A 14,327-nucleotide genomic window follows, 5' to 3' on the forward strand; every position below is an offset into this window, starting at 1 on the left:
ATCATGGGCAATACATTCCCAACAGGCGGGTTCAACGCTGGCAACATCGACGGCATCTGGCAGGCCATGGAACAGTTCCGCTCGCGGTTCGAAAAGCAGACCGGCACCCGCGCCGGCCGTGGTGAAGTGCGCACGGCAGTGCTGGCGCTGCTCGCCGAGCAGTCGATGCACGGCTAGCAGATCATTCACGAAATCGAGGAGCGCAGCAGCGGCAGCTGGAAGCCCAGCGCCGGATCGGTCTACCCCACCCTGCAGCTGCTGGCCGATGAAGGCCTGATCAGCGCCGAAGAGAGCAACGGCCGCAAGATCTACTCGTTGACCGACGAGGGTCGTGCGGCTGTCGCTGACGCCGACACGAGCGCGCCGTGGGAAGCCACGGGCGCGCCGTCGGGTCACGGCCACGCCGCACTGCCGAAGGCCGGCATTGAGCTCGCCCAGGCAGCAGCGCAGGTTGGCCGCACCGGCTCGCCCGAGCAGGTCAAGCAAGCCGTTTCTGTGCTCGACGACGCCCGCCGCAAGCTCTACTCGATCCTCGCCCAGGACTGACGGGGTGCCATCGGCTCGACGAGGTAGCTACGATTCGAATTCGGGCGCGGGAAACATGCGCGCCCGCTACCGCCGCATTCTGCGTTTTGCCAGCTGGTATCTCGCCATAACGTGGTGGTTCGAGTTGTTCCTACCTCGCATCGGGCTGGTGAAAATCGCCGAGCGCACCCGCTCCAAGCGGATGCAGCGCTTCGCCAAGGGTTTTCACGTGCTCGCGGCCGACCTCGGCGGTCTCATGATTAAGGTGGGGCAGTTCATGTCCTCGCGCCTCGACGTGCTGCCGCCCGAGATCACCAAAGAACTCGAGGGGTTGCAGGACGAGGTGGCCCCGGTAGCGTTCGCCGCTATTCGCGCGGCTGTCGAGACGGAGTTCGGCATGCCGCTCGAGCGGGCCTTCACGTTCGTCGATGAGAATCCCGTGGCAGCAGCCTCGCTCGGGCAGGCGCATCGAGCGCGCTTGACCGCCCTGGATGCCGCTGACACCGGACTCGACGAGGTCATCATCAAGGTACAGCGACCGGGAATCGACGAGATCATCGACGTCGACCTCGCCGCCCTGCGCAAGGTGGGCGGCTGGCTCAGCCATGTTCGGCTGGTCTACAACCGGGTCGACATGCCCGCGCTGGTCGAGGAATTCGCGCAGACCAGTCTCGAAGAGATCGACTACCTGCACGAGGCGGCCAGTTCTGAGCGCTTCGCGGCGGCCTTCCCCGACGACGATCGGGTGAGTGTGCCCGGCGTCGTCTGGGAGCGCACCACCCGCCGCGTGCTCACCCTCGAGGACGTGACGGCGATCAAGATCACCGACGTCTTGGCCCTGCGGGCTGCCGGCATCGACCCGGCTGAAGTTGCCCCGGTCTTCGCGGAAGTCATGTTCGACCAGATGTTCACGATGGGCTTCTTTCACGCCGACCCGCACCCCGGCAATATCTTCGTCACCCCGGACGCCGACAGCGAGCGCGGCTGGAAGCTGACGTTCATCGACTTCGGCATGATGGGGGAGGTTCCCACCAGCACCCGCACCGGGCTGCGCAAAATGCTCATCGCTGCCGCCTCGCGTGACGGACGCGGGCTGGTCAACGCCATGAACGATGTCGGCGTGTTGTTGCCCTCGGCTGAGACGACGGAGCTTGAACGCGCGATGACGACCCTGTTCGCCCGGTTCGGCGGCATGGGCTTCGCCGAGCTGCGCGAGGTCGACCCGCGCGAGTTCCGCGACTTCGCGGTGCAGTTCGGCGACGTCGTTCGTTCGCTGCCGTTTCAGCTGCCCGAGAACTTTCTGCTCATCATTCGGGCGATGTCGCTCACCTCCGGCGTGGCCAGCGCTCTGAATCCTTCGTTCAATTTGTGGGATTCCGTCGAGCCGTACGCTGCGCAGCTGCTGCGTGACGAGAGCGGCAACCTGGTACAGGACATCGCCAAACAGGCGATGGAGACTGTCGGTCTCGCCGTTCGCCTGCCGAAGCGACTGGATGAGTTCATCACCCGCGTCGAAGACGGCTCGGTGGGTGTCGCCACCCCGGGCCTGGAAAAACGGGTCGCCCGCCTTGAACGCTCAATGCGCCAGGCGGTTTCGGCTGTGGTGTTCGGCGCCCTGCTCATCGCTGGTGTTCTTCTACGAGCGGATGACACGGTGCTGGGCACCGTAATAATGGTCGCGTCGATCGCCCCCCTGCTGCACGCGCTGTTCGCCGTTCGCCGTTAGGTCGGGCCGGGCCGGCGGTGCGGGCTGTCGGTGCGGCCTGCGTTGCGGAGGCGACGCGGCGCGCATAACTCCTGCAATTCGCCAGCCACGCAATGTGGATGCCCGTAAATCCGGCACGTGTTTCTCCCGTGGCCTGCGAATTGCAGGTGTTAGCGGTTGATGTTCGCGATGCCATCGAGCCATGTCGGAGGCTGCCTCTAACGTCGTCAGTAACTACTCACAAACACTCGTGCCGAGAATGTGGAGAAGACAATGCAGGTGCTGGTGGCTACAAAAGCAACGCAGGGCGCTCGCCGAAGCGATTTCGCGCACTGTATCAATGGCGAACTGGTCTGGGTGCTCGATGCGTGTGCTGCGAGTCGGCGCAACCCCGATGGCAGGTGTCCGTGTGGCCGTTCGTTTCGGGGCTTGAGCTCCGATGAAGAAACGACAACGGCACTGGTCAAAAACTTCGCCGAGCTCACGAGAAACGAATACGCGAAGGCACTGCACGTCAGCCATGATGATTCCTGTGCGGTCTGTCGTGTGCGGCCGTTCAGCCAGGTTGTCGACGAGCTCATTCGTCTCGCTGGTCTCTGGCCGGTCGGTACCGTGGTCGAGCGGCGTGGGTACACGCTCCACGAGCGCTTCCAGCTCTGGCCTGCGGCTGGATGAGTTCATCGCACGCATCGAGGACGGTTTGGCGGGCATCGCCCGGGCGGGCTTGCCCGCTTCGCAGGCACCACGCGGCAGGGGGTCGCATTCGCTTGGAGACGGCGGCGACGTCGGACGGCGGTCAGGGTTCGAGGGAGAGCACGATCGCTGCCGTGTCGCCGACCGCGAGCTCCTGCTGAGTGCGCACGGCCTTTTTGACCGGGAGTACATAGCTATTGCGCTTGCCGTCGGGAAAGATGGACGTGGTCCACGACGTGTCGCCAATAGAAACGGCCACGGGGATCGACCCGAACCCGCGTCGCGGCCGGGTCGATCGCTCACGAATCTCGTCGGTCACGTCCGTCGGCAGGCTGAGGAAGACCCAGGAGCTGGTGGACGTCGCTTCCCAGAGCGTAGCCTGAAACTCAAATGTCACCATCCCCGAATGGTCGCGCTGAGCCTCGGTGACCGCGCGCGTGGGTGAACAACGCGCCGCCATCGCCGCCCGCGACGGCGGCTGCATCATCCCCGGCTGCACCATCCCCGCCCGCTGGACCGAAGTGCACCACATCATCCCCGCCGGCAAGGGCGGACCAACCAACGTCGACAACGGAACAAATTTGTGCTGGTTTCATCACCACACCATCGACACCAACGGCTGGCAGATCCGCATGATCAACGGCCGACCCCAGGTACGCGGCCCACTGCTCTGGGACCCCACCCAAACCTGGCGGCCAGCCCGTGAAGGCTTTCTGCTGATTCCCGCAGAGCTGAATCATCCTTCTGTGGGATCGAACCCATAGGTACCCTTTCGCTCTCAACTGCGCGTCATCTATTGGGGCGACCTGGATTCGGACGGATTCGCGATCCTGCACGCGTTGCCTAGCACCTGTGACGACGTGACGAGTGTTCTCATGGATGAAACCGTGCTGCTGCAGTTTCGCGATCTCTGGGTGTCCGAGCCAAGAGCGGCCGGCGGAACCTATCCAACACTGACCGGGAGTGAACAAGTTGCTCTGATGCGCATTCGTTCGGAGGGTAATGTGCGCCTCGAACAGGAGCGGATCGAGTGGAACTACGCGCTCGGGCGGCTGCTCGAGGTCGCAACGCAGATTTAGTTTCAGCTTTTTTCGGCCCGCTCTGCAGCGTGCAAGCCGGGTGCTTTTACTGAATAATGTGATGTTGATCAGCCTAATCACCAAAACTTGAGCGCTGACGACGCGGTCGAAAGTCGCAAAGTATGCCACGGCAGCACGACCGTGACCGAAAATCAGGGGATTCGGAGAATATCGTGAGGATTCGTCCAAAGACACCGGGCATGCTGGCGACCTTGCCCGCGCCACCCCGAAGTGCCCGGGCCACAACCTTAGCGAACGGGCGTACCTAGCGTCCATCATTCGCGCCAGATGAAGGACATGCGCCCAAAACACACTGAAACGCCCCGTGCCCACCTCGCCCCCCGAAACCTCGGAAAAACACGAAAGCCTCGCAAACCCCGCACCCGCCGGCACGAGATCGCCGCTGCCACCACTGCCGCACTCGTCATCGCCGGCCTGGTTGCCGGCAGCGGATTCGCCGCCCAGTCCGCCGATGCCAGGCAGGACAGCATCGCCGCCACGTCGGTACTGGCCGAAAGCTCGGGCCGGCAGAGCGACCAGCTCGATTTCTATGCTGCGCGCGGTGAGTCGATCACCCGCGACAACGCATCCGCTGCCCTGAGCGCCGCCAACCTGGTCATCGCCGCGAGCGTCAGCAAGGTGGATGCCACGGCCCTCACCTCGGTCGCCAGCTCGCTCGCCAGTTACGATATTCTGCCGATCGATGAGCTCGAAGACCTCACGGCCGAGGCGAAAGCCCAGACCGCGTCGGTTGCTGCCGCTACAGCAGAAGTCGACCGCGCTGCCGCCGAGGCCGCGGCGGAGGCTGCGGCGGCTGCCGCCGCAGCCTCGGCCGCAGAAGCTGCAGCTGAGGCCGCTCGCCTGGAATCTCTCGCCGGGGGCAATGGCATCGATGGCGCACGCGCCACGGCACGCTCAATGGCGGCTTCCCAGTACGGCTGGGGTGAGGACCAGTTCAGCTGCCTCGACCGGCTCTGGCAGAAGGAATCCGGCTGGAATTACGCAGCCAGGAATTCGAGCAGCGGTGCGACCGGAATTCCCCAGGCGCTGCCCGGCAGCAAAATGGCCTCAGCCGGTACCGACTGGGCCACCAACGCGACCACGCAGATCAGTTGGGGCCTCGGCTATATCAAAGCCTCCTCCTATGGAACGCCATGCGCCGCCTGGTCGCATTCCCAGTCCGTCGGCTGGTACTGACCTCGACCTTGACGGCGGTTTATGCCCCGGTCACGACCGAATCGACGAGCGGCGGGCTGTTTCGTCCTGGCTGGCCGCAGGTTCTGCGGCGGCCAGCCGGGGCGGCGGGTGCGGCGGTACGATGGGCGAGCACGGGCTCTGCATGAGTGAGTGAGGCGAGGCACACCGACGTGCCCGTCGCAGGAGCCCTCGCACCTATCCTTAATGGAGGCGTTTTTCGATGTCGTCTGGTTTCATCCGAACGGGTCTGTCCCCGTCAGATCCCACGCTCGAAACGTTCATAGTTGATTACTATGAACATCTAACAGACGAAGATGCGGTGAACTACACCCCGGAGCTGCTCGAAGCCCGGGCGCGCACACACTGGCAGGTCGCGCAGCCGCGGGTTCCGAAGATGGCCACGATCGAGATCCACAATGAATCCGGTCGCAGCGTCGTTTACATCGTCACCGACGACATGCCGTTTCTGGTGGACTCGGTCACAGCCGAAATCGTGCGCCAGCACTCGGCCATCCACCTGGTCGTGCACCCCCTGCTCATCGTGGCCCGTAGCAAGTCCACGAACGAACTGGTCGGCATCAACCGCATTCCGGCCAGCGCCGGCGTCTCCAGTGGAGACACCTCGGCCATGCCCAACATCGCTCACCTCATCGCGACCGGTGATGACGCCTCGCACCTGGAATCCTGGATCGCCATCGAGATCGACACGGCGAGTGAGGAAGTACAGGCCAGCCTCGTCGCCGGGTTGACCGCCGTTCTCGGCGACGTGCGTGCCGCCGTCGCCGACTGGCCCCTCATGCGCACCAAGGCCATGCAGATCGCCGACGCCCTCGATACGATCAACGGTGCCGATCAGATCAAGGACCTCCGCCAGACCCAACAGCTGTTGCACTGGCTCGACGAGGGCAACTTCACCTTTCTCGGTTACCGCGAATACAACCTCGAGACACTCGACGGCGAAGACGTTCTCAGCCTCGTTGAGGGCAGTGGCCTCGGTCTGCTGCGGTCCGCCGACGATCGGCACCAGATCCAGCATCTGACGGATGCCGGCCGGCAGAAGGCGCGCGAGCGCACGGCCCTGGTGATCACCAAAGCCAACTCTCGGTCGACCGTGCACCGCCCCGCCTACTTTGACTACATCGGCATCAAGAGCTTCGATGCTGCCGGTCAGGTCAACGGCGAGCAGCGCTTCATCGGGCTGTTCGCCGCGAGTGCCTACACCAGCTCGGTCACCGCCGTGCCGGTACTGCGCGAAAAAGTCAACGCCGTCATGACCGAGGTCGGTTTTCCGCCCGAGTCGCACAGCGGCAAGGACCTGCTCGGTATCATGGAAACCTACCCCCGTGACGAACTGTTCCAAATCGAGGTGCCCGCCCTCGTCGCCGTATCGCTCGCCATCCAGCGCCTGCAGGAACGTCGCCGAACCCGCCTGTTCCTGCGTCCCGACATCTACGGCCGGTTTATGTCGGCGCTGGTCTACCTGCCGCGTGATCGTTACAACACCGCCGTGCGGCTGCGCATCGAGAAAGAACTTCAGGAGACGTTCAACTCGGAATCGCTCGACTTCGAAGCACGCATGACCGAATCCGCGCTCGCGCGACTGTTCTATCGCATCCGCTTGCCCAAAGAGGTGTCGCCCGACGCCGTCGATGCGGCCGATCTGGAACACCGCCTGGCCATGGCCGTGCGGTCCTGGCCGGAGGGAATCAGCGACGAACTGCGCGAAACCCACTCTGTCGAAGAGGCCGAGCGGTTGTCCGAGGTGTGGGCTGAGGCTTTTCCCGACAGCTACCGGATCGATTACGAAATCACCGACGCCCTCGAAGACATCGGCCGGTTCGAGGCGTGCGCAGCGCAGGTGGGGGCATCCGCGCAACCGCACACCCGCCCGGGGCTGCACGTCTACCTGCCCAAGACCGCCGGCGACCCCGATGAAGACGCTCGCATCAAGCTGTACATGACCGAACCGAAGAGCCTCAGCCAGATTCTGCCCTTTCTGCAGAACCTTGGCATCGAGGTGCTCGACGAGGTGCCCTTCGAAATTCAGACCGCCGACGGGCGCAGTTTCTACCTCTACGACTTCGGACTGCACTATCCGGCCGGAGTGGACCCGGTCGCGACCGGCGCGCTGCTGGCCGACTCCTTTGGTGCGGCCATCAGCGGAGCGATCGAATCCGACAGCCTCGACCGCCTGGTTCTGCAAGACGGCCTGCCCTGGCACCGCGTGGTCATTCTGCGCAGCTACGCCAAGTACCTGCGTCAGATCGGCAATACCAACTCCTACGGTTTCGTCGCCAATGCCCTGCTGGCCAATCCGGCCGTCACGCGCGGCCTCGTGGCCTTGTTCGAGGCCCGGTTCGACCCGGACCTCGCCGACGACGAGCGGATGCTACGCGTCGCCGACGTGCGCGAGCAGCTGCGGGTCGCAATGGAGCAGGTTGCCACCCTCGACGCCGACCGTGTGCTGCGCACGCTGATCACCCTGATCGAAGCGTCGCTGCGCACCAACTTTTTTCAGTACAAGCCGTACCTGAGTATCAAGCTCGACCCGTCTCAGATCGGGCAGATGCCGTCGCCCAAGCCCAAGTATGAGATCTGGGTGTATTCACCGCGGGTGGAGGGCGTGCACCTGCGCTTCGGCAAGGTGGCCCGTGGCGGGCTGCGCTGGTCGGACCGCCGCGAAGATTTTCGCACCGAAGTACTCGGCCTGGTCAAGGCGCAAACGGTCAAGAACGCCGTCATCGTACCCACCGGCGCGAAGGGCGGATTCTTCGCCAAGAAGCTTCCCGACCCCGGCGTCGACCGTGCGGCCTGGATGGCAGAGGGCATCGACAGCTACAAAACCTTCATCCGGGGACTGCTCGACCTCACCGACAACCTGGTCGCCGAAGGCGCCGAAGAGCACGTCGTGGCACCGCACCGCGTGGTGCGCCACGATGATGACGACAGCTACCTGGTCGTAGCCGCCGACAAGGGCACCGCGTCGTTCTCGGACATCGCCAACGGGCTGGCCGCCGAATACGGATTCTGGCTCGGAGACGCTTTCGCCTCCGGTGGCTCGGTCGGCTACGACCACAAGGAGATGGGCATCACCGCGCGGGGTGCGTGGGAGTCGGTCAAACGCCACTTCAGCGAACTCGGCGTAGATACCCAGACCGAAGATTTCACCGTTGTCGGTGTCGGCGATATGTCGGGGGATGTGTTCGGCAACGGCATGCTGCTGTCGGAGCACACCAAGCTCGTCGCAGCCTTCGACCACCGGCACATCTTTCTCGACCCCAACCCCGACCCCGCGCTCTCCTTCGTGGAACGAGGCCGGTTGTTCGAACTGGCGCGTTCCTCGTGGGCCGACTACAGTGCCGACCTGATCAGCACCGGCGGCGGTGTCTTTCCCCGCCAGGCTAAGGTCGTTCCCATCTCGACCGAGGTGCAGGTCGTGCTGGGACTACCGGTGGGCACAACCGAGTTGAGCCCGCCCGAACTGCTGCGCGCCATTCTGCTGGCGCCCGCCGATCTGCTCTACAACGGCGGCATCGGCACCTACGTCAAGGCCAGCAGCGAAACCGCCGCGCAGGTCGGCGACAAGGCCAACGACGGCATCCGGGTTGACGGCAAAGACCTGCGGGTCAAGGTCGTGGGGGAGGGCGGCAACCTTGGCTTCACCCAGCTCGGCCGCATCGAAGCCGCACTTGCCGGCGTTATTCTCAACACCGACGCGATCGACAACTCGGCCGGTGTGGACTGCTCGGACCACGAAGTCAACATCAAGATCTTCGTGGACCGCATGGTCGCCGCCGGCAAGCTCGACCCCGCCGAGCGGGCCGAGTTTCTCGCCGAGATGACCGACGAGGTGGGGCGTCTGGTTCTGGTGGACAACGTCGACCAGAACATCCTGCTGCTCAATGACCGGGTGCTCGTGAACAACTGGAGCCCGAGCTACGAACGCCTCATGAACTGGCTGGAAGAATCGGGAGAACTGCAGCGCGAACTGGAGGCCCTGCCGACCACGGCCACCCTGCGGGAGCGTCTCGATCGAGGCCAGGGTCTGACCAGCCCCGAGTTGAGCGTGCTCGCCGCCTACGCCAAAATCGAGCTGGCCACCGCCCTGCGCGACAGCGATCTGGCCGACGACCCGTGGTTCGGCCGCACCCTGCGCCGGTACTTCCCGACCCTCCTGTCGCAGCGTTTCGATGCCGAGCTCGACACGCATCCGCTGCGCCGGGAGATCATCGCGACCGTCGTCGCGAACGACATGATCAACCTCGGTGGCATCACCTTCGCCTTTCGCACGATGGAAGAGACCTCGGCCAGCCAGGCGACGATCGCACGCGCCTTCGTGGCCCTGCGAGAGATCTTCGACATCGACACTATGGTTGACGAACTCAACGCTCTGCCGTCGTCCTTCCCGACCGAGAAATGGACCGCGATCCACCTCGACATTCGCCGACTGCTCGACCGGGCGGTGCGCTGGCAGGTCAACCACGGCGGCAACATGCCCGTCGGCGCGGTGATTGCCAAGTATCGGCCGCAGATCGCGCTCATGCGCGAGCATCTCGGTGAATACCTGCAGGGCAGTGACCGGGGGCGCCTCGAAACCCAGGAGGCGAAGGCCCGGGAGTGGGGCCTGCCCGACGACCTCGGTCGCCGCTGGTCGGAACTGTTTGAAGCCTACGCGCTGCTCGACGTGGCCAAGGTCGCCGCGCGGGCCAACGTGCCGGTCACCGACGTTGCCGCCATCTACTACGCGGTCTACAACCGCTTCGGTGTCGACAACCTGCTCGAGCGCATTACGAAGCTGCCGCGCAAGGACCGCTGGCAGGCCCTCGCCCGCGCCGCCCTGCGCGACGACCTCTATTCGACGGTCGCCGACATGGCCCGCTCCGTGCTCGACGAAACGGATGCCGGCACCGCCGACGAACGCCTCCTCGCCTGGGAAGCACTCAACGCCGAACAGCTCGGCCGGGCGCGCAGCGTGTTCGAGGAGGTCAACTCCCTCGCGCAGGACGACATGGCATCGCTCTCGGTGGCCGTGCGCCTGCTGCGTTCCATCGTGCGCCGCTAAGGGTAATACCAGGGGCGTCCCGAGTTCGGGGCGCCCTTCTTTTTTCGGCGGACTGAAGGTACCCTGGGGGGTATATTGAGAGCGAGCCCGGATGTGGTGTGTTCAGGCTTTTCCCTAACGAAAAGATAAGAGGAACCATGCCTGAGACCATCGATACCGAGCGCTTCACGATGCCGCGCCTCGGCGATCCGGCGCCGGAATTCACGGCCGTGACCACCCAGGGGGACATCACCTTTCCCGCCGACTACGCCGGCCGGTGGGTCATTCTGTTCAGCCACCCGTCCGACTTCACCCCCGTCTGCACGAGTGAATTCATGACCTTCGCCGTCATGCAGGACGAGTTTGCCCTCTACAACACCGACCTCGTCGGCCTCTCGGTCGACGGCCTGTACAGCCACATCGCGTGGCTCCGCACGATCGAACAGAAGATCACGTACCGCGGTCACAGCAATGTCAAGGTCACCTTTCCGCTCATCGACGACCACACCATGGAGGTGGCGATGAAGTACGGCATGATCATGCCCGGTGAGGGTGGCTCGTCGACCGTTCGGGCCGTGTTCATCATCGACCCGAAGGGCGTCATCCGCACCATCATCTACTACCCACTCAGCACCGGCCGCAACTTTCCTGAACTGCTTCGGGTCATCAAGGCGCTGCAGACCGCCGATGAATTCCAGGTCGCGACTCCCGCCGACTGGATTCCCGGGGAGCCCGTCATCATGCCGCTGCCCGGCTCGTGCGGAACGGCCAAGGAACGCATGGATGGCGCCGCCGAAGAAAAGCTCACCTGCCAGGACTGGTTCTTCTGCACGAAGGAACTCAGTGAAGCCGAGATCGACTCCCGCCTCCAGGTCAAATCAGTGGAAACACTCGTCGGCTAGGGCAGCGAGGCGACCGCGACGGCGATGGCCAGCCAAAGCGGCATCGCAGCGGCCATGAGCGCGAGTCCCACCCACTGCAGTCGAATGTAGGGCTGCTCGGCGCCGCCGCGTTTGCGGGTGCGCACGATGTCAATCACGCACACGATCATTCCCAGGAACATGAGGGGTGACGCGGTCAACAGAGCGCTGAGATAGCGGGCATCGTCGCCCACGGCGAGGCAGACGCTGACGCCCAACACGCTGTACAGCAGAAACAGCGCCACGCTGACCCACAGCGAAATGGGAATGCGCCGCGTCGTCGGCGTGAGTGTTGCGTGCATGATGCGACCCCCGTTGGTATCTGCGATTTCTGACAGTAGCACGGGGGTCGGTTGCGCGATGCTCAGCCGATGCGGCCGAGCTGCGTGAGCTTGGTGCGCACCTCGGCGTCGCTTGGCTCCACCAGGTGGGTGTCGTCGGAAAACACGATGACGGGAATGTTCGTGCGGCCGCTGATGGCGCGGGCGCGATCAGCGCCATCCTCGACCAGCAGCAGGTCGACGTAGTCGTAGTCCACCTCGAGGCGATCGAGCAAGGACTTGGAACGACGGCAATCGCCGCACCACTCCGCCCCATACATCGTGATGCGCGGTGCGGTGGCAGTGGTTTCAGTCATGTCAGCGAGCTTAGGCGGCGCGCCTGTGTGCGGCGGGTGGGCATCCGTTTTAGTCGTGCAGGTGGTCCACCTGCCAGCCGGTGGACTGCTCGAGCAGGTCCAGAATATTCTGAGCGGACGCTCGCGCTGCGGCCTGGCTGCGCGCATCGACCACGTCGATGGTCAGGGGCAGGCTCTCGCCGAACTTCGGAATCTCTACCTCGACCCGGCCGCCGTCCGGCAGGGCGATGAAGGCGTTCGCGCCGGCCTGCTCCTCGACTTTGGTGCTGAGGGCGGTGGCGATAGCCCAGAGGGCATCGGGCTTGGTGCTCTGCACCTGGGCGACGATCGTGGCGGTGAAGGTCATGGTTCTCCGAACGTGAAGGGAAGTGGGCCCGTTCAGTAAAGCAGTACCCGTACCCTGAATCCATGCCCTCTTTTCGCGTCACCATGAGTATCGAATCCCTGCACCCGGGAACCGCGCCGGCCTCGGTCGTGCCGCGCGCCGCCGCCAAGGTCGCCGAATTCACGACCGTTGAGGCCTCCGACCTCACGATTGTCGCCGGCGCGGCCCGCGTCATCGTGCGTTTCACAGCGGATGACGCGGCGTCGGCCCTGGAGATCGGCGGCCACGTCGTAGCCGATCTTCGGGACGTCGCCGAGCTGCGGGCATCGCTGGTGACCGAACGGGTCAAGGGAACCTGGGTTCCGGTGCGCTGACCTCAACGCAACAAGGGCGCGGGTGACCAGAAGTCATCCGCGCCCTCGTGCTGTGCCTGCGTTACTCGACGGGCGCGGTGACCGTGTTGCTCTGCAGGGTGACGGCCGTCTGGGCCAGCAGGCGACCGTTGATGGTCGCTCCGGTCTTCATGGCGATCATCGTGTGGCTGAGAATGGTGCCCTCGAAGTGCGCGGTCGTGCCGATCGCGACGGATCCGGCGACCTGCCAGAACACGTTTTTGGCTTGCACGTCGCCGGCCAGCACGACGTTCTTGGCGGAGGCCTGTTCCAGGTCCTTGGAGATCTGGAAGATGAAGACGTCCTCGGAGGTTCCGGTGAGCGTGACATCGGTGGAGATGTTCACGTCGGTGCCCCACTTGTAGAGGCCCTGGGTGAGGGTCAGGCCACCGATTTCGCCGGCACCGAGGTTGATGTAGTCGGGGGTGGTGCGCCCCGCAGCATCGGTGTACGCGATCTCGAGGTCGCTGACGGCCTCGGTGAGATAGGTTTCGTCGGTGACCTTGCAGGAGGGGCCTTCGGCATCGACGCTGTAGATCGTTCCGTTGCTCACCTCCGGGCAGGTCAGGTGAATTGCGGCGCCGGAGATGGGGCTCGCACCGACGTTGCCGCTGACCGACGACGCGTAGACATCCGTGATGCCTGACTTGGACAGGATGGCGAACGTGCCGGCCTCGCCGAGATCGACGACGGCGCGCGGTGTGGACTCGACGGCGACGGCTCCGCCGACTCCGATGCTGCCGACGCCCATGATGCTCACGGCGAGCAGGGCGCCGAGAAGTCGCTTGCGCGACGGTGAAAGCTGTGTACTCGTGCTCATGTTATTTCTTCCCTCTCCAAGGACCCGCACGATGCGGGTCGGGGCAGGGCCACGCGCGAGCATGGCCACCGATGCTGCACATCGGGTTTCTTCCGTTGACCGGGCTCGCAGGGATGTGACGCCCCCAAGCCCCAGCTGCCGTGTCCTCCGGGTGCCGCCCGCACATGCGTTCGTACGCTCCCACGACAAAAGTTTCCAACGAATAGAATCTGTCTAACCCCAGACTAGGGGTAATGCGGGGGGTTTGGGAGACGGCCTAGACGACCGGGTCCATGGAGCTCAGATGGCAGGCATCGTTCCACATTTGCAGCACGCGGTTCTCGCGCTCCCAGCCGAGGGTCGAGACGGTGGCGGTGCCCAGGCTGAGGCTTTTGCCGGCGACTGCGGGCAACCCCATCCAACGGGCAGTCATGATGCGCAGAAAGTGTCCGTGGGCGAAGACGGCCACGCGGCCCTCGGCCGCGAGGCACGTCTCAATGGCGAGGTCGGCGCGTGCGCCCACCTCCTCGACGGATTCGCCCCCCGGAATCGGGTTTCCCCACACCGTCCATCCGGCAATTTCTGAGCGGATGTCCTCGGTGCGGCGCCCCTCGTAGACCCCGTAATCCCACTCCAGCACGTCGTCGCTCGCCACGCCCTGAGCGCCGTAGCCGGCTCGTTCCATGGTCTCCCAAGCCCGCACGAGCGGGCTCGCATAGACCCGATCGAAGTGTTCGCCGTCGAGCATCTCGCCGAGGGCATCCGCTTGTTGGCGACCGAAGTCGGTCAGTGGAACGTCGGTGCGGCCGGTGTGCTGGCCGGAGATGCTCCACTCCGTCTGGCCGTGGCGGATAAGAACGATGTCGTTCTGGGTCATGCAGCTCCCTCAAATGTGCCGAAGACGGGCTTCGGCGCATCAAGTCTACGTTTCACCCACCCACCAGCTCTTCGGGAGGCTGGATGCCACCTGCGCATGTTCCAACTGGCCCCTGATGTTCAATTTCGCCCTGCGGC

At 64.5% G+C, this 14,327-nt stretch carries 14 protein-coding genes and 1 pseudogene; 9 read left to right on the plus strand and 6 right to left on the minus strand.

Going from position 1 to position 14,327, the window contains the following annotated elements; all coding sequences use genetic code 11:
• Positions 1-3 precede the first annotated feature (3 nt).
• The 3 genes and pseudogenes from BMW72_RS08050 to BMW72_RS08060 all read left to right on the plus strand — a co-directional run bounded on the left by BMW72_RS08050 (position 4) and on the right by BMW72_RS08060 (position 2,905).
• Positions 4-546: pseudogene (locus tag BMW72_RS08050) on the plus strand (PadR family transcriptional regulator).
• A gap of 55 nt (positions 547-601) precedes the next feature.
• Positions 602-2,251 carry an ABC1 kinase family protein gene (locus tag BMW72_RS08055; RefSeq protein ID WP_092109232.1) on the plus strand — a complete coding sequence of 550 codons (1,650 nt, stop codon included), beginning with the start codon at positions 602-604 and terminating at the stop codon, positions 2,249-2,251.
• Positions 2,252-2,503: 252 nt separating this feature from the next.
• The gene (locus tag BMW72_RS08060) at positions 2,504-2,905 is read left to right on the plus strand and encodes a DUF7715 family protein (RefSeq protein ID WP_092109234.1); all 402 of its coding nucleotides are present in this window, start codon (positions 2,504-2,506) and stop codon (positions 2,903-2,905) included.
• 121 nt (positions 2,906-3,026) lie between these two features.
• Here BMW72_RS08060 and BMW72_RS08065 read toward each other — a convergent pair whose 3' ends face one another.
• Positions 3,027-3,323, minus strand: coding sequence for a DUF1905 domain-containing protein (locus tag BMW72_RS08065; protein WP_092109237.1), 297 nt, complete (start codon positions 3,321-3,323; stop codon positions 3,027-3,029).
• A gap of 25 nt (positions 3,324-3,348) precedes the next feature.
• Between BMW72_RS08065 and BMW72_RS08070 the strand changes: the two genes are divergently transcribed.
• The 5 genes from BMW72_RS08070 (at position 3,349) to BMW72_RS08090 (ending at position 11,142) form a co-directional block, all read left to right on the plus strand.
• Positions 3,349-3,687 (plus strand): HNH endonuclease signature motif containing protein, encoded by a 339-nt coding sequence (locus BMW72_RS08070; protein ID WP_092109240.1) that lies wholly within the window; start codon positions 3,349-3,351, stop codon positions 3,685-3,687.
• An 18-nt stretch (positions 3,688-3,705) separates the two neighbouring features.
• Positions 3,706-4,002: a Wadjet anti-phage system protein JetD domain-containing protein gene (locus BMW72_RS08075; RefSeq protein WP_092109243.1), complete on the plus strand. Its 297-nt coding sequence runs from the start codon at positions 3,706-3,708 to the stop codon at positions 4,000-4,002.
• Between the two features lie 297 nt (positions 4,003-4,299).
• Positions 4,300-5,199 (plus strand): aggregation-promoting factor C-terminal-like domain-containing protein, encoded by a 900-nt coding sequence (locus tag BMW72_RS08080; RefSeq protein WP_241983812.1) that lies wholly within the window; start codon positions 4,300-4,302, stop codon positions 5,197-5,199.
• Between the two features lie 220 nt (positions 5,200-5,419).
• The gene (locus tag BMW72_RS08085; RefSeq protein ID WP_092109247.1) at positions 5,420-10,261 is read left to right on the plus strand and encodes an NAD-glutamate dehydrogenase; all 4,842 of its coding nucleotides are present in this window, start codon (positions 5,420-5,422) and stop codon (positions 10,259-10,261) included.
• 137 nt (positions 10,262-10,398) lie between these two features.
• The gene (locus BMW72_RS08090; RefSeq protein ID WP_198410964.1) at positions 10,399-11,142 is read left to right on the plus strand and encodes a peroxiredoxin; all 744 of its coding nucleotides are present in this window, start codon (positions 10,399-10,401) and stop codon (positions 11,140-11,142) included.
• On the opposite strand, the gene BMW72_RS08095 is transcribed toward BMW72_RS08090, so the two are convergent.
• The 3 genes from BMW72_RS08095 to BMW72_RS08105 all read right to left on the minus strand — a co-directional run bounded on the left by BMW72_RS08095 (position 11,139) and on the right by BMW72_RS08105 (position 12,143).
• Positions 11,139-11,462, minus strand: a complete 324-nt coding sequence (locus BMW72_RS08095) for a hypothetical protein (protein ID WP_092109250.1) — start codon at positions 11,460-11,462, stop codon at positions 11,139-11,141. The genes BMW72_RS08090 and BMW72_RS08095 overlap by 4 nt on opposite strands.
• Positions 11,463-11,524: 62 nt before the next feature.
• Positions 11,525-11,797 carry a glutaredoxin family protein gene (locus tag BMW72_RS08100; RefSeq protein ID WP_092109253.1) on the minus strand — a complete coding sequence of 91 codons (273 nt, stop codon included), beginning with the start codon at positions 11,795-11,797 and terminating at the stop codon, positions 11,525-11,527.
• Between the two features lie 49 nt (positions 11,798-11,846).
• Complete coding sequence (locus tag BMW72_RS08105) at positions 11,847-12,143, minus strand: hypothetical protein (protein ID WP_092109256.1); 297 nt, start codon at positions 12,141-12,143, stop codon at positions 11,847-11,849.
• Positions 12,144-12,205: 62 nt separating this feature from the next.
• On the opposite strand from BMW72_RS08105, the gene BMW72_RS08110 reads away from it, so the two are divergent.
• A complete protein-coding gene (locus tag BMW72_RS08110; RefSeq protein WP_092109259.1) occupies positions 12,206-12,496 on the plus strand; it encodes a hypothetical protein in 291 nt (96 codons plus the stop codon).
• 61 nt (positions 12,497-12,557) lie between these two features.
• Here BMW72_RS08110 and BMW72_RS08115 read toward each other — a convergent pair whose 3' ends face one another.
• Positions 12,558-13,334, minus strand: a complete 777-nt coding sequence (locus BMW72_RS08115; RefSeq protein WP_092109262.1) for an ice-binding family protein — start codon at positions 13,332-13,334, stop codon at positions 12,558-12,560.
• Between the two features lie 256 nt (positions 13,335-13,590).
• Complete coding sequence (locus BMW72_RS08120) at positions 13,591-14,190, minus strand: histidine phosphatase family protein (RefSeq protein WP_092109265.1); 600 nt, start codon at positions 14,188-14,190, stop codon at positions 13,591-13,593.
• Positions 14,191-14,327: the final 137 nt, after the last annotated feature.

The sequence above is a fragment of the Cryobacterium luteum genome, from assembly GCF_900110125.1.
Lineage (GTDB): Bacteria > Actinomycetota > Actinomycetes > Actinomycetales > Microbacteriaceae > Cryobacterium > Cryobacterium luteum.

Bases quoted from the DNA above. Each gene is read 5' to 3' on its own strand.
- BMW72_RS08060 (WP_092109234.1), top strand. From the start codon at position 2,504: ATGCAGGTGCTGGTGGCTACAAAAGCAACGCAGGGCGCTCGCCGAAGC.
- BMW72_RS08080 (WP_241983812.1), top strand. From the start codon at position 4,300: ATGCGCCCAAAACACACTGAAACGCCCCGTGCCCACCTCGCCCCCCGA.
- BMW72_RS08090 (WP_198410964.1), top strand. From the start codon at position 10,399: ATGCCTGAGACCATCGATACCGAGCGCTTCACGATGCCGCGCCTCGGC.
- BMW72_RS08115 (WP_092109262.1), bottom strand. From the start codon at position 13,334: ATGAGCACGAGTACACAGCTTTCACCGTCGCGCAAGCGACTTCTCGGC.
- BMW72_RS08100 (WP_092109253.1), bottom strand. From the start codon at position 11,797: ATGACTGAAACCACTGCCACCGCACCGCGCATCACGATGTATGGGGCG.
- BMW72_RS08105 (WP_092109256.1), bottom strand. From the start codon at position 12,143: ATGACCTTCACCGCCACGATCGTCGCCCAGGTGCAGAGCACCAAGCCC.
- BMW72_RS08120 (WP_092109265.1), bottom strand. From the start codon at position 14,190: ATGACCCAGAACGACATCGTTCTTATCCGCCACGGCCAGACGGAGTGG.
- BMW72_RS08055 (WP_092109232.1), top strand. From the start codon at position 602: ATGCGCGCCCGCTACCGCCGCATTCTGCGTTTTGCCAGCTGGTATCTC.
- BMW72_RS08095 (WP_092109250.1), bottom strand. From the start codon at position 11,462: ATGCACGCAACACTCACGCCGACGACGCGGCGCATTCCCATTTCGCTG.
- BMW72_RS08110 (WP_092109259.1), top strand. From the start codon at position 12,206: ATGCCCTCTTTTCGCGTCACCATGAGTATCGAATCCCTGCACCCGGGA.
- BMW72_RS08065 (WP_092109237.1), bottom strand. From the start codon at position 3,323: ATGGTGACATTTGAGTTTCAGGCTACGCTCTGGGAAGCGACGTCCACC.
- BMW72_RS08085 (WP_092109247.1), top strand. From the start codon at position 5,420: ATGTCGTCTGGTTTCATCCGAACGGGTCTGTCCCCGTCAGATCCCACG.